The organism is Rhodococcus sp. BP-241 (assembly GCF_019836145.1).
In the GTDB taxonomy this organism is placed as follows: Bacteria; Actinomycetota; Actinomycetes; order Mycobacteriales; family Mycobacteriaceae; genus Rhodococcoides.
In genome coordinates this window covers 60,396-75,831 of the sequence record NZ_JABUEI010000003.1, presented here as the reverse complement: position 1 = coordinate 75,831, position 15,436 = coordinate 60,396, and the positions used below count along the sequence as shown (strand labels likewise).

The following is a 15,436-nucleotide window of genomic DNA, read 5'->3' as shown; positions in this document are numbered from 1 at the left end:
CGACCGTCAGACGCTGCCCTCGAAGTCGTATTGACGCCACGCCTCGTAGACCACGACCGACGCGGCGTTGGTGATGTTCATCGACCGGCGCCCCGCCAGCATCGGGATGCGCAGGCGGTCGGTCACGTGCTCGTCGGCCAGTACTTCCGGTGCGAGGCCGGTGGGCTCGGGCCCGAACAGCAGCACGTCGCCGGGCCGGTACGACACCGACGCGTAGGACGTGGTGGCATGGGCGGTGAAGGCGTGGACCCGCTCGGGCGCGAGGGCGTCCCACGCCGCCTCGAGGTTCGGGTGCACCGTGACCGACGCCAGGTCGTGGTAGTCGAGACCGGCGCGCCGCAGCTTGGGCTCGGACAGGTCGAAGCCGAGCGGTTCGATCAGGTGCAGCTCACACCCCGTACCGGCGACGAGGCGGATGGCGTTTCCCGTGTTCTGCGGGATACGCGGTTCGTGGAACATCAGACGGAACACCCGTTCAGCCTGCCACGTCCCACCCGCCTGCCCGAGCGTGGGAAACTGTGCGGTGTGACCGCAACGCGACTGGACGGCAAACTCACCCGCGACGAGATCTTCGTCGACCTCACCGCGCGGGTCACCGCACTGCGCGAGCGTGGGATCACCCCCGGCTTGGGGACGGTGCTGGTCGGTGACGATCCGGGCTCCGCTGCCTACGTGCGAGGCAAGCACAACGACTGCGCCAAGGTGGGCATCGCCTCCATCCGGCGCGACCTCCCGGCGGACGTGTCCAGCGACGAGCTCGACGCCGTCATCGACGGGCTGAACGCCGACCCGGCCTGCACCGGCTACATCGTGCAGCTCCCGCTGCCGAAGCACCTGGACGAGAACCGCGCCCTCGAACGCGTGAACCCCGAGAAGGACGCCGACGGCCTGCATCCCGTCAACCTCGGCCGACTGGTCCTGGGCGAGGACTCCACCCTCCCGTGCACTCCCCGCGGCATCGTGCACCTGCTGCGTCGCTACGACGTCCCCATCGCCGGTGCTCATGTGGTCGTCGTCGGACGCGGTGTGACCGTCGGCCGGCCTCTCGGGCTCATCCTCACGCGCCGCTCCGAGAACGCCACCGTGACGCTGTGCCACACCGGTACCCGTGACCTGGCCACCGAGGTGCGGCGCGCGGACATCGTCGTCGCCGGTGCCGGCGTCGTCGGACTGATCACCCCGGACATGGTCAAGCCCGGTGCCGCGGTCATCGACGTCGGCGTCTCACGCACAGACGACGGGCTGAAGGGCGACGTGGCCGACGGTGTCGACGAGGTCGCCGGCTTCCTGTCCCCGAATCCCGGCGGCGTCGGACCCCTCACGCGCGCGTTCCTGCTGAGCAACGTCGTCGAGCGCGCGGAGCGCATGCTGGCCGCATCGGAGTCGGTCTCGTCATGAGCGGGAAGGCCGGAGGCCGGTCGGTGACGGGCGGGAAGGCCGGAGGCCGGTCGGTGACGGGCGGGAAGGCCGGAGGCCGGCCGTTCGTGAGAAAGCCGACGCGGCGGAGGCCGGCGCGGGACATGCTCCGGCGCAGCATCCCGGTGGTCGCCGTCGTGCTGGTGATCGTCGTCGCCGTGGTCCTGGTGCTCGCCGACCGGTGGCGCCGCGGCGCGTTCGTGTTCGGTGTCGCGACCCTGATCGCCGCCGGGTGCCGGTTATGCCTCGGAAGTGAGCGTGTCGGGATCCTGGCCGTGCGGTCGCGTGCCTTCGACACCTTCTCCCTGGCTGCTGTGGGCAGCGCGGTGGTGTGGCTCGCCGTCTCGATCGATCCGCTCGGGACGGACTAGCCCTCGCGTGAGCGGGTCACCCGTAACGTCAACGGGACGAAGATCGCGAGGATCAGCAGCGAGACGATCACGGAGTACAGCATCGGGTGTGTCGACGCCCAGTTGATCGGTTCGCGGATCGCGACGGACGGTGCGGTGGGATTGCCGAACGACTCGCGCGTCGACCGGGCCACCGAGGTGATCGGATTCCACTGTGCGACAGCGCGGAGCGGACCCGGCAGCGTCGAGGACGGCACGAACGCGGACGAGATGAACGTGATCGGGAACAGAATGATCATGAGCGCGCTCTGGGCACTCTCGGCAGTGCTGGCGACGGATCCGACCACGGCGCCGATCCACGACATGGCGAAGCCGAAGAACATCAGCAGCAGTACGGCGCCCAGCGCGTCGAGAGCGCTCCCGCGGATACGCCACCCGACGGCGTAGCCCGCGCCGATCATCACGGCGATGCTCACCACCGACACGAGCATGTCGGAGAGAGTGCGCCCCAGCACGATGGACAGACGCGACATCGGCAGCGAGTGGAACCGGTCGACGATGCCTTCCTTGCTGTCGGTCGCGAGCCCGATGGCCGTGAACGCGGCGCTGAACACGACGGTCTGCGTGAAGATGCCGCCCATGAGGAACTCGCGGTAGGTGGCACCGCCCAGTGCTCCTCCGAAGACGTAGCTGAAGAGCAGGACGAACATGAGGGGCTGAATCGTCGCTCCGAGCAACAACTGTGGGACCCGCAGGATGGTCAGCAGATTGCGCTGGGTCATGGTCACGCAGTCGACGAGGAAGCTCGAGGCGTTCTGCTCCCGGACTCCGCGGGGACCGACCAGTTCGGCGGTCATGCGGTGGCCGTCGCGAGGGCGGCGGCGGGGGACGCGCTACCGGTCGACTGGAAGAAGACGTCGTTGAGATCGGGCACGTTCACCCGCGCGTCGCCGACACGGATACCGGTGCCGTGCAGGCGACTCAGCACGTCGACCATGGATTCGCTGCCCCACGGCGCATCCACCGTGAACCACCCGGCGGACGCAGAGGCGCGGTGCACGCGGAAGTTCATCCGCGGGAGCAGATCCGCTGCCAGGCGCAGGTCACGAGGGTCGGCGAGGCGCACCTCGACGGACGGCGGACGGACGCGCGACTTCAGATCGGACGGGGTGCCCCTGGCCACGACGACACCGCCGTCGACGACGACGATCGCGTCGGCCAGTCGGTCGGCCTCCTCGAGATACTGGGTGGTGAGCAGCACTGCCGTTCCGTCCGCCTTGAGGTCGGTGACGATGTCCCACATGTCGTTCCGACTGCGGGGGTCGAGACCGGTGGTGGGTTCGTCGAGCACGATGAGGGGTGGCCGCGCCACCAGCGCGCCCGCCAGATCGAGACGACGGCGCATACCGCCGGAGAATGTGGAGACCGAGCGGGTTCCCGTGTCGTCGAGGCGGAACCGGGTGAGGAGATCGCGCGCCCGCGCGCGTGCGTCTCGGCTGCTGAGCCCGTAGAGCCGCCCGAGCATACGGAGGTTCTCGTAGCCGGTGAGCCGACCGTCGACGGCGGCGTACTGGCCGGACAGCCCGATGAGCCCACGCACGGTGCGCGGGTCCTTCACGGCGTCCACGCCCGCGACGTGGACGGAACCCGACGTGGGCCGAATCAGTGTCGCGACGATCCGCACGGTGGTGGTCTTGCCTGCGCCGTTGGGGCCGAGCACCGCGGTGACCTGTCCCGCAGCGGCCGTGAGGTCGACGCCGTCGAGGGCCCGGTGCGTGTTACGTCGTCCCGTGTAGTCCTTGACCAACGATCGGACGTCGACGGCGAGAGTCGCTCCTCCGGAGAGTCCGGCGGTCACCGGACACCGGCGAGCAGCGCCGGACGCACACCGCCGAGGCGACGTGCGACGGCGGCCAGCGCGTCCGGCGTGCCCATCGCGTTGTGCGGGACGTCGACGGGGTAGTCGGTGATCGACCCGGCGATGTAGCGCCGCCATGCCCACGGCGTGAGGGTGGGATCGGAATCGACGGTCGCGGAGAAGAACTGGAGATCGCCCGAGAACCGGGCCGGGGTGTGGTCGTGGCCGAGGTCGACGAAAAGCTGGTAGCGCTCGTACAGCCGTCGCATCTGCCCCTCGTCGAGATGGGCGGTCGGTCCCCCCGCGCCGCGGATCATGGCGATGGCCTCGTCGAGATCGATGTCGTCGTCGACGGTCACCTCGAGAGGAAGGAACTCACGCATCAGCGACGCCACGGACATCTCGGTGCGCGGGCGGTCGCTGCCGGCGAGGGGATACGCGTCCATGACGAACAGTTCGACCTCGTCGCCGAGCTTCTCGATCTCCACGGCCATCGCGTGGGCGATGAGACCGCCGAGTGACCACCCGAGGAGTCGGTAGGGGCCGGTGGGGAACTGGGCGCGCACGGTGTTGACGTAGTCGCGCGCGATCTCCGCGACCGACGCGGGCTCGGGTGCGGGGATGCCGATGCCGCGGGCCTGCAGACCCAGCACCGGGATCGACGGATCGAGGTGTGGCAGCAGTCCGGTGTAGCTCCAGGAGAGACCGATCGCCGGATGCACGCAGATGAGGGGAGTCACACCGTCGTCGCCGGCACGCAACGGCAGCACCGCGTCGGTGCTGGTGCGGCGGACCGGCGGCTTCGGGGTGCGAGCGGACGGCTCGGCGACGGGCGGGGGTGCCGCGTGTGATCCGGTCCTCGTGGCGGTTCCGTTGGCTGCGGACCCGTTCGTGCCCGAGCCGTTCGTGGAGGAACCGTTCGCGTGGCTGCCGCCGTCGCCTCGGGTGCCGTGATTGTCGTCGAGCATGATCAGCTCCTGTAAGCGAGCGGACAACGCAGCCGGGGTGGCTGCGTCGAAGAACCAGGTGACGTCGATGGAATCGGGGTCGACGTCGGTAGCGATGTCGGCACGGAGGCGCTCACGTAGGACGTCCATGACCCGCACCGCGGCGAGGGAGTTCCCGCCGAGAGCGAAGAAGTCGTCGTCCGGGCCGACGGCGTCCACCCCGAGCACGTCGGCGAAGACGCTCCGGACGGTGTCGAGCAACGACCGGGCGGGCGCGATCGCCGTGGCGGTGGTCGTCCGGGTAGGTGCGGCGCTCAGATGATCCGGAGCCAGCGGTTCGAGCCGGCCCAGGGGGATGAGCAGTGCGCGTCGGTCGACCTTGCCGTGCGGGGTGCGCGGCAACGACGAATGCACGGTGACCGTCGCGGGGACGAGGGCACGGGGGAGCTTCTCGGCGGCGAAGCTCCGCAGGGCGGCGGAGTCGACGGTGCCGTGCACCGTGACGTGTGCCGCGAGCGCCGCGCCGACGGAGTTCTCCTCGACGACGACGGCCACCGACGTCACGGCCGGATGTGCGGCCAGCACGGCCTCCACCTCGGCGGGTTCGATGCGGACACCGCGGATCTTCCTCTGGGTGTCCGATCGGCCCGTCATCTCGACCATGCCGTCGGATGCGACCCGCACCAGGTCGCCGGTGCGGTACGTCCGGCCGCCCGGGCGGCCGGACGGGTCGGCCACGAAGCGTGCCGCCGTGAGCCCCGGGCGTCCCGGATAGCCCTGTGCCACTCCGGGTCCGGAGACGTACAGCTCACCCACGTCGCCGTCGGCGACCTCGGCAAGTGTCGTGTCGAGCACGCGCAGGGCGGTCCCGGGCACGGCGAGTCCGATGTGGGGTGCGCGGCCGGCGCGCTGGACGCCCGTCGTCGCCGCCACCGTGGTCTCGCTGGGGCCGTAGGCGTTGACCATGCGGCGACCCGGGGCCCACGCCTCGAGCAGAGCCGCGGGAAGCGCCTCGCCGCCGGTGCCCACCGACCGCACGCCGGACACGGTGTGAGGATCCAGGGTCGCCAGCGCGGCAGGCGTCAGGAACAGCACGTCCACGCGCTCACGCTCGATCAGGGCCTCGAGCGCCCTGCCGGCGTAGGCGGCGGGCGGCGCGACCACGGACGTCGATCCGCGGATCACCGTCAGCAACATCTCGAGGATCGCCGCGTCGAACCCCGGTGACGCCGCGTGCAGGACGCGAGACGTCCGGTCGGTGTCGAACGCGGTTCCGAGGGCGACGGCGAGGCTCTCGATGCCGCGATGGGTGACGCCGACGGGTTTCGGGCGCCCGGTCGTTCCCGAGGTGTAGACGAGGTAGGCGACGTCGTCGAGGCTGCGCCGGACCGCGGCCGGCAGGGCCGCGTCGGGCGTGGAGGGGTGATCGGGCGTTCCGTCGGTGTCGAGGGTCCACCACCTGACGGCGTCCGGCGCGACCACGGGATCCGAGGCCGCTCGCAATGCCAGGACGGGTTCCGCGTCGTCGAGGATGTAGCTCAGACGTTCCTCGGGATATGTCGGATCGAGAGGGAGGATCGTCGCGCCGGTCCTCGCGACGGCCCAGAACGCCGTCACCGAGGACGCGGACCGGCTCATCGCGAGCGCCACGGTGCGTCCGGGCCCGGCGCCGGCCGCGCGGAGGCGGTCGGCGAGAGCGTCTGCAGTGGTGAGGAGTTCACCGTAGGTGCGGGTGCCCTCGGGAGCGACGACGGCCACGCGCTCCGGGGAGTCGCGCGCGACACGCTCGACGAGTACGTCCAGGAACTCCGTCTCGGACGGGAGGCGGGACGGGCCCGTGAGGCTCGCGATCGACAGTGCGGGATCGGACGTGGCGCGGTCCAAGGTGTCCACCACGGCGTCGGCCAGGTGACGAGCGGTGCTGGGCAGGAACAGGTCTCGGGCATAGGTGACCGACACGTCGGCACCACCGTCCGTCCGGGCGCGGACGGTCACGACGAGATCGAAGGCGGATCGCTCCACGGGCAGGCGGAGCGCGGAGACGGTGCGCCCGCCGAGGTCGAGGTGCAGCGGCGGTGCGGCGTGGACCGAGAGCATGATCTGGACGATCGGGTGGCGTGCCGGATGACGTTCGGGCTGCAGTGTCGACACCAGCGTCTCGAACGGAACCGCGGCATGGTCAAGCGCCGCGAGATCGCGGTCCCGCACCAGCTCGACGATCTCGTCGAAGGTGGATGCCAACGACACCGGCACCCGGAGCGCGAGGGTGTTCACCGCCATGCCGACCATCGACTCGGCTCCGGCGCGGTCCGCGTAGGGGGTGCCGACGACGACGTCCGCCGTTCCGAGCAGCGGGTCGATCCCGGGGGTGTGCGCGGCCAGCACGGCGGCCAGTGCTGCGTGCACCACCATGAACTCGGTACCGCGGTGATCGGCCGCACAGGCGAGCACGCGTTCGCGGACCTGCGGACTCAGGACCGCGTCGACGACGTCGGCGCGGCCGGTGGGCCGGTCGGGGCGCGGGCTGTCCGGCGGTACCGAGTGCACGGGGGGAGCGCCGTCCAGGGCGGAGCGCCAGAAGTCGACGGCGCGGGTGTGGTCGGCGCTGCCCACCGAGAGTGTGAGTGCCAGCGCGTGATCGATGTACTGCACCGGCTCCGTCGGCCACACCGGTGCGACTCCCGTGCGGCGAGCCTCGTAGGCCAGCAGCAGGTCGGTGGTGAGCGGCGCCACCGATTCGCCGTCGGCGGCGATGTGATGGACCGCGACGCCGACGACGTGGCTGTGCTCCGACAGGCGCACCACGACGGCACGGACGGGAGCCTCGGTCGCGAGATCGAACCGTCGCCGGGCGACCTCGTCGAGTGCCGCCTGCACCTCGGGCGCCGACGGATCGAGGTCGGAGTCGGAGGGTGTGACCAGCTCGACGGAGACGGGAGCGGCGTCGAGGACCACCTGCACCGGCTCGCCCGCGACCGTGGGATACACGGTGCGCAGCGATTCGTGCCGCGCGATCACGGCGTTCACGGCCGCACCGACGGCGTCGACGTCGAGCGGACCCTCCACGAGCAGTCCGGCCACGATCGTGTACGCCGTGGCGGTGCTCGCCACCTTCGACGAGAACCACATCGACAGCTGCGCCGGGGTCAGCGGGACGGGATCGGGTCGCTCCGCGGGTGTCACCGCGGCGGCCGATGGGAGGGTGCCCGGATCTGTTGTCACGTCGGCGAACTCGGGCAGTTCGGCGAGCTCGGCGACCGTGGGTCGATCGAAGATGGTGCGCACGGCGACGGGCACACCGGTGACCTCGGTGATGCGCGCGGCGTAGCGCGTCGCGGTCAGCGACGTCCCGCCGAGCGCGAAGAAGTCCGCTGTGACACCGACCCGCTCGACACCCAGGACCTGCGCGAGCACACCCGCGAGGGCTGCCTCCGCGGCGGTTCCGGGAGCGCGGTCGTCCTCGTCGACGAGGACGGACGGCATCGGCAACGCCGCACGGTCGAGCTTGCCCACCGGTGTCAGCGGAAACGCGTCCACGACGACGATCGCGGTGGGCACCATGTGACGCGGCAGCCGAGTGCGGGCGAGGCGGAGCAGATCGTTCGATCGCAGGGCGGCCGGCTCGTCGACGACGGGATGGACGAAGGAGACGAGCAGGGTCTCGCCGGTCGGTCCGGGCGTCGTCAGCGTGACGGCTCCACCGACACCCGGTGCCGACGCGAGCACGGCGTCGATCTCGCCGAGCTCGATCCGCAGACCACGGATCTTGACCTGGAAGTCGCTGCGACCGGTGATGCGGACGACCGGTTCGGTGCTGTCGGGATCGGCCGCGAAGGTCCACCGGGCCAGGTCGCCGGTGCGGTAGGTCCGGCTTCCCGGCGGGCCGAACGGGTCGGCGACGAAGCGTGTCGCCGTGAGGCCCGGCCGGTCGAGGTAACCCCGTGCGAGTTGTACTCCGGCGAGGTGCAGTTCGCCCTCGACTCCGGGCAGCACCGGTTGCAGCGAGGCGTCGAGCACGGTTGCCCGCATCCCGGCGACGGGGCGCCCGAGTGCGACGTCGTCACCCTCGTGGAGCGTCCTGGCGTGGGTGCAGATCGCGGTCTCGGTGGGCCCGTAGATGTTGATGACGGTGCGTCCGGGCGCGACCGCATCGAGCAGTTCCGAGCCGAAGTTCTCGCCGCCGACGCCGAGTGCGGACAGCAGCACCGGGTCGCCGGGGACGAGGTCGTCGGCGGACAGCGTCGACAGGACGGAGGGGGTGAGGAAGCAGTGCGTCACGTCGTGGCGGCGCAGCAGCGTCGCCAGTTCCGTACCGCCCACGACTCCGGGGGGCACCACCACCAGCGCGCCTCCGGATCCGAAGGCGAGGCCCAGTTCCAGCATCGAGGCGTCGAAACTGGGAGAGGCGAAGGCGAGCACGCGGGCGTCGGTGTCCGCCCCGTAGGCGCGCACCAGTTCGCTGGTGATGTTCGCGTATCCCTGACGTGTGACCTGGACGCCCTTGGGGCGTCCGGTCGTTCCCGACGTGTAGGTGACGTAGGCCGTGCAGCCGAGCGGAACGACCCAGCCACCGTCGTCGGGACACGTCGGGACGTTCTCCTCGGCGAACAGTGAGTCGGTCGTGGACCACAGGAAGCCGTCGCTCGGGACGTCCGAGGGATCGGAGCACACGGCGTGCAGCGTCTTGCTGTCCCGCACCATGAACGAGCGCCTGTCCGCCGGGTAGTCGGGATCGACCGGCACGATGGCACCGCCGGCGCGTGAGACGGCGAGGATCGCGGCCACCGACTCGGTCGAGCGTCGCAACAGGCCGATCACACGCGTGTCGGCGGAGACGCCGTTGTCCACGAGGCGTGCAGCGCCGCGGGCGACGAGTGCCTCGAGCTCTGCGTAGGTGGTCCGCCGGTCGCCTTCGACCACGGCCACCGCGTCCGGAGTGACCGCGGCGTGATGCGCCACGAGAGCGTCGAGCGCGGAGGTCGAGTCCGTCGACCGAGCTCGCGCTCGTTCCCGCATCGGTACCGTCGCCGCGCGCTCGGGAGGCAGCAGGACGTCGATGTCGGCGACGAGCGCGTCGGGGTCGGCGGCGATCGCGTCGAGCACGGCCAGCAGTCGATCGAGGACTGCCCGCGCGGTGCGCTCGTCGAACAGGTCGGTGGCATAGGTGAGATCGATGCTCGACCGGGGGCCGGCATGCCCGGGTGACTCGTCGAGCACCAGTTCCAGGTCGTACTTCGCCCGCGCGACGTCGATCCCGTGGGCGGTCACCCGTGCATCGCCCACCGCGCCCGACGTGTCCGGCGTGCTGCGGGTGGTGAGCATGACGTCGAACAGCGGGTGGCGGCCCGGAGTGCGCGGTGGGTCGAGGAGATCGACGAGGGTGTCGAAGGGCATGTCCGCTCGGGCCAACGCGTCCAGGTCGGCCGCCCGCACGGCGTCGAGATGGTCGGCGACGGTCGCCGCGCCGTCGACCACGGTGCGCAGCACCACGGAATTGACGAACATGCCGACGACCCCGTCGAGGTCCGGGTGATCGCGTCCGGCGACGGCAGTGCCGATGGTGACGTCGTCGCCTGCTCCGGACCGACTCAGCACCAGGACCAGTGCGGCGTGCACGATCATGAAGTGGGACAGGCCGACTCGGCGGGCGAGGGCATCGACGTGCACTCCACGATCGCCGTCGAGGACGACGGACACCGTCGCGCCCTGTCCGGACGGTTCCGCGCGACGCGGGCGATCGGCACCGGGCGTGGGGACGTCGGGGAGATCCGCGAGCGCGTCGGCCCACCAGGCCGCGGACGTCGCGAGAGCCGACTCCGGATCGTCCGCGGACCCGAGTGCCAGCCGCTTCCATTCCGAGGCGTCGGCGTACTGCACGGGCAGCGGGGACCACGCCGGGGTGCGACCCTCGAGCCGCGCGGAGTACGCGACGACGAGGTCCGTGGCCAGCACGCCGAGCGACCACCCGTCGACACACACGTGGTGGAGGACGAGAGCCAGGACGTGATCGGCCGCCGGTCCGGAGGTGCCGGCGACGCGGACGATCCGGGCGCGCAGGGGCAGGTCGACGGCGAGATCGAAGGGGCGGGAGGCGACGTCCGTCAGTGCCGGGAGGACGGCGTCCGTGTCCGGCGAGTCGAGCACGTCGACATCGAACAGAGCTGTGGCCGTGTCGATGTCGAGGACACGCTGCACGGGGCCGTCGACGGCGTCGTCGCGGTCGAAGAGTGTGCGCAGGCTCTCGTGACGATCGAGGACGTCGAGAAGCGCGGCCCGCGCCGCCTCGACCGAGAACGTACCGGTGACGCGGAGAGCGAGCGGCACGTGATAGGTCGCCGACGGCCGGTACTGCTCGATCCACCACATGCTGCGCTGGGGCGGCGAGGCGGGGATCGGCACGGAACGGTCGACGGGCACGGGCCCGTCCTGATCGCCGGTGGACGGGGTGCCGTCGTCCAGGTGCAGTGCGAGCGCTTCGACCACGGGATGCCGGAACACCTCGCGAACCCCGAGGGCATGGCCCCCCACCGTGGAGATCCGGGCGGCGACTCTCGTCGCGAGCAGGGAGTTGCCGCCCAGTTCGAAGAAGTCGTCGGTGGCGGCCACGTCGTCGAGGCCGAGGACGTCGGCGAGGACGCTCGCCACCAGGAGTTCGTTCTCCGATTCCGGAGCGCGCGCGGGACGGCTCTCACGGGCACGCGGTTCGGGGAGGCGTCGCCTGTCGATCTTGCCGTTCGGCGTCAACGGCATCTCGTCGAGGATCGTGAGCCGGTTCGGCACCATGTAGTGGGGGAGCAGAAGAGCGAGATCGTCGAGCAGCGTGTCGGCGACGGCGCCCGCGTGCGTCATGCGCACGTAGCCCTCGACGGTGCGGAGGGTGCCGTCACCGCGGACCACCACGGCGGCGTCCGCGACGTCGGGCAGCGCGCGCAGCGCCTCCTCGATCTCGCCGAGCTCGATCCGGAATCCGCGCACCTTCACCTGGCTGTCCCGGCGCCCGAGGTAGACCAGGGTGCCGCGGGAGGTCCACTTCACCAGATCGCCTGTGCGGTAGAGCCTGTCGGAGTGTCCGAACGGATCGGCGACGAAACGTTCGGACGTGAGGGCGGTACGGCCGAGGTACCCGCGAGCGATGCCGGTACCGCCGAGGTAGAGCTCACCCACACAGCCGGGCGGTGTCAGTGCGAGCGAGCTGTCGAGGACGAAGGCGCGGATACCCGGGAAGGGCGACCCCAGCTCCACCTCGTGTTCGGCGACCAGGGGACCGAACGTCACCGCCACCGTGCTCTCGGTCGGCCCGTACACGTTGACCATCCGGCGTCCGGGCGCCCACTCGTCCACCAGCGCGACCGGGACGACGTCCCCGCCGACTCCGATGGCACGCGGACCCGCGCCCGGCGCCACGGGAACGGTGGCGAGGGCCGAGGGCGTGATGAAACCGGCGTCGATGCGCTGGGAGTCGAGCACCTCGGCCAGCTCCTCGCCCCCGTGCACGTCGGTCGGCACGACGACCAGCGTCCCGCCGGACCCGAAGGCCAGCACCATCTCGAGGACGGAGGCGTCGAATCCCGGTGACACGAAGTGCATCACCCGCGCGCCGCGCGGCAGACGATGCGCCGAGACGGCCGCGTACGTCATCGCGGCGAAGCCCCGGTGCGTCACCGCGACGCCCTTCGGCGTCCCCGTGCTGCCGGAGGTGTAGATCACGTAGGCGAGGTCGTCCGGTCCGGGGCGCCGTGCTCCCACGAGGCCCTCGCCGGTGAGCGGTGCTCTGTCCTCGTCGACGAGGACCCATTCGACCTGCGCGGGAAGCGAATTCACCAGTGCGCTCGTCGTGATACCGACCAGTGCGCCGCTGTCGCCGATGATGGTGGTGATCCGGTCGGCAGGCAGGGCGGGGTCGACCGGCACGTATGCGCCGCCCGCTTTCGCGATGGACCAGGCCGAGGTGACGGACGCGTGGGAGCGGGGGAGCGCGGACACGACCATGACGTCGGGACCGACACCCAGATCCAGCAACTCGCGGGCCAGGGCGTCCGAGCGGCGGTCGAGCTCGGGATAGGAGAGTGCGATGTCGCCGTCGACGACGGCGGGCACCTTCTCGCCCAGCACCAGCCCGTGCGTGAGGATGTCGGCGAACGTGGCGAACGGCGGCACCAGCGGATCGAGTGCCGGCAGGACGGCGGCGCGGTCCTCGTCGGTCACGAGGGACAGCGCGCGCAGCGGTGTGTCGACGTCGGCCTCGGCGAAGTCGACGAGGAAGCGGGCGAACCGTTCGCTGTGGACGACCAGTTCGTCGGCCGTGTACAGGGCGGGGTTGCCCTCGAGGTCCACCCGCAGGCGACCCGTGGTGGTGCTCTCGTGCACCGTCACGGCCATGTCCGCGGTCGGTCCGGAGGTCAGTAGTTCGAGATCGGCCGGGATGTCGCCCAGCACCACACGTTCGCCGAACATCATGAGGTTGATGGTGGGACCGAGGGTGACGCCGGGGGCACCGAGCAGGTGGGCGATCTCCGAGGCGGGAAGCAGCTGGTGACGGAGTGATTCGCTGACGCGGTTCCCGACCTCGCGGACCACCGAGCCGATGTCGACGCCGCCGCCGCAGTGCGCGGGCACGGGTACCGCGTTGGCGGCCATGGACGCCGATTCGCGCATCCACGACGTCACGCGGGCGGCCATCGGCATCGTCAGGACGACGTCGGGTGTGTCGGTGACACGCGCGAGGAACGCGGCGAACGCGGCGGCGACGACGACCGCGACGGTGGATCCGTGACGCTCCGCCGCGTCGTGAACCGTCCGGTCCGCCGAGGTACCGAGCAGCGTGTCGCAGCGGTGGTTGAACGCGGACGGCGGCGCGACCCGCCCGGACATCGAAACCGGCTCGCCGAGGACGTCGCGCAGACCGGCCCAGTGGGCTCGATCGCGCTCGTACCGCGACGACGCCCGGTAGCGCGCCTCGGCCTCGGCGAAGGCTCGGGGATGCCGTGCTCGCGACGGCGGTGGATCCTCGCCGCGTACCAGCGCGGTGTAGATCTCGGCGGTGCGAGCGGCGGCGACCGAGGCTCCGTAGCCGTCGATGGCCACGTGATGGCCGCGGGCGTACCAGTAGTGGTGGTCCTCGGCCAGGGTGATGACGGCGGTGTAGCCCAGCGCGTCCCGATACATGTCGAGGGGACGGGTGAACTCCGTCATGATCTCGGCCGCCGCCTCGTCGGGAAACTCGTCGTCGCTGACGTCGATGCGATCGAGGTCGATGTCGAGGAGCGAGAGGTCGAGCCGCTGGCGGAGCGAGTCGGAGTCGACGCGCTCGTCCTGCGCGTCACTCGTGACGAGTCGGGTGAGCATCGAGCCGGTGTCGAGAGTGGCGAGGCGCATGGCCTGCTCGAGAAGGTCGACGTCGAGCGGGCCGCGGATGTCCATGTAGTGCGCGACGGCGAAGGTGACCTCGGGGTCGAGTTCCTGCAGCAACCACATGTCCCGCTGCGCGCGGGTGAGATCGAAGACCTCCGTGTAGTCGTCCGCTCCCGCGCCCGAGCCCGGGTGATCGTCCGACATGCTGTTCCCCCGGCTCGCTCGCATCCCCACGGTGGGCCCTTCGGTCACCGCAGCGTCGAGCGCTGCGGTGCAGACCACACGATGTCGAACACTAACAAACCAGAAACTTGATTTCCCTCGTCCTCGAGGACTTCAGGTTTCTTTGTGAGAGTTGCCAAGCTCAGGGGAGCGTGAGGGTCAGTCCTTCGCCGCGAGTGCGTCGGAGGCCAACGCCATGGTGGCCACGAGCATCGTGGACACCGCGTCGGGCTCGGTGAGGAAGCCGTCGTGGCCGTCGCGCGAGGAGATGATGCGCAACCCGTCGCACCCGGGGATCAGATCGGCGATCTCCTGCTGCTGCCGCAGGGGGTACAGCCGGTCGGAGTCGACGCCGCCCACGATGGTGGGCGTGCGGACCGACCCCAGGGCCGCCTCGAGCCCGCCTCGCCCGCGGCCCACGTCGTGCCGGTTCATAGCCTCCGACAGCAGCACGTAGGTCCCGGCGTCGAAGCGGTCGACGAGCTTGGTCGCCTGATGCTCGAGGTAGCTCGCGATCGCGTAGCGCCCGCCGTTCAGCGGGTCCTCGCCGATCTGGGGCTCGTTGCCGAACCGGGCGTCGAGTTCGTGCTCGGTGCGGTAGGTGAGGTGCGCGATGCGCCGAGCGACGGCGAGTCCGGCACGCGGAGCGCGACCGGAGGCGTGATAGTCACCGCCCTGCCAGTCGGGGTCGGCGGTGATGGCGGCGATCTGCGTGGTCTGGGTGCCGATCTGGTCCGCGGACGCGCGCGCACCGACGGCGAGCACCAGTGCCGAGGCGACACGGTCCGGGTAGGAGACCAGCCACTCGAGAGTGCGCATACCGCCCATGGAGCCGCCGACGACCGCCGCGAAGCGGTCGATGCCGAGGGCGTCGGCGACCATGCGCTCCGCCGCCACCTGGTCGCGGATGGAGATGGCCGGGAATCGGGATCCCCACGCGACACCGTCCGGATCGAGCGACGCGGGACCCGTGGTACCTCGGCATCCGCCGAGCACGTTCGTCGCCACCACGCACCAGCGATCGGTGTCGAGGGGTGCGCCGGGACCCACCATGCCGGTCCACCACCCGGGCGACGGGTGATCCGGTCCGGCCGGTCCGGTGACGTGCGAGTCCCCGGTGAGCGCGTGCTGGACGAGAACGACGTTGTCCCGCGCGGGCGAGACCTCGCCCCACCGCTGCACGGCGACCGTCGCGTCGGGAACCACGCGTCCGCTTTCGAGGGGAACGTCGCCGATGTGCACGGTGCCCACCTGCCCGTCCGCCGGCGGAAATGCCGACGGACGGGCAGGCG

The 15,436-nt window shown here is 70.9% G+C and carries 7 protein-coding genes; 2 read left to right on the top strand and 5 right to left on the bottom strand.

What is annotated here, in order from left to right:
• Positions 1-6 precede the first annotated feature (6 nt).
• On the bottom strand, positions 7-471 hold the full coding sequence (locus HQ308_RS06730) for a tRNA (cytidine(34)-2'-O)-methyltransferase (RefSeq protein WP_222646008.1): 465 nt from the start codon (positions 469-471) through the stop codon (positions 7-9).
• 54 nt (positions 472-525) lie between these two features.
• On the opposite strand from HQ308_RS06730, the gene HQ308_RS06725 reads away from it, so the two are divergent.
• Both HQ308_RS06725 and HQ308_RS06720 read left to right on the top strand, forming a co-directional pair.
• Positions 526-1,398, top strand: coding sequence for a bifunctional methylenetetrahydrofolate dehydrogenase/methenyltetrahydrofolate cyclohydrolase (locus HQ308_RS06725; protein WP_027503763.1), 873 nt, complete (start codon positions 526-528; stop codon positions 1,396-1,398).
• Positions 1,399-1,520: 122 nt separating this feature from the next.
• Positions 1,521-1,787, top strand: a complete 267-nt coding sequence (locus HQ308_RS06720) for a DUF3017 domain-containing protein (protein WP_222646191.1) — start codon at positions 1,521-1,523, stop codon at positions 1,785-1,787.
• Here HQ308_RS06720 and HQ308_RS06715 read toward each other — a convergent pair.
• The 4 genes from HQ308_RS06715 to HQ308_RS06700 all read right to left on the bottom strand — a co-directional run bounded on the left by HQ308_RS06715 (position 1,784) and on the right by HQ308_RS06700 (position 15,395).
• Positions 1,784-2,623 carry an ABC transporter permease gene (locus HQ308_RS06715; RefSeq protein ID WP_056447645.1) on the bottom strand — a complete coding sequence of 280 codons (840 nt, stop codon included), beginning with the start codon at positions 2,621-2,623 and terminating at the stop codon, positions 1,784-1,786. The two genes, HQ308_RS06720 and HQ308_RS06715, sit on opposite strands and share 4 nt — an antisense overlap.
• Entirely contained in the window at positions 2,620-3,624 is a 1,005-nt protein-coding gene (locus HQ308_RS06710) for an ATP-binding cassette domain-containing protein (RefSeq protein ID WP_222646236.1), read from the bottom strand. The genes HQ308_RS06715 and HQ308_RS06710 overlap by 4 nt, the downstream gene beginning before the upstream one ends.
• A complete protein-coding gene (locus tag HQ308_RS06705) occupies positions 3,621-14,126 on the bottom strand; it encodes a non-ribosomal peptide synthetase (RefSeq protein ID WP_222646007.1) in 10,506 nt (3,501 codons plus the stop codon). The genes HQ308_RS06710 and HQ308_RS06705 overlap by 4 nt, the downstream gene beginning before the upstream one ends.
• Positions 14,127-14,303: 177 nt before the next feature.
• Complete coding sequence (locus HQ308_RS06700; RefSeq protein WP_222627242.1) at positions 14,304-15,395, bottom strand: homoserine O-acetyltransferase; 1,092 nt, start codon at positions 15,393-15,395, stop codon at positions 14,304-14,306.
• Positions 15,396-15,436 lie beyond the last annotated feature (41 nt).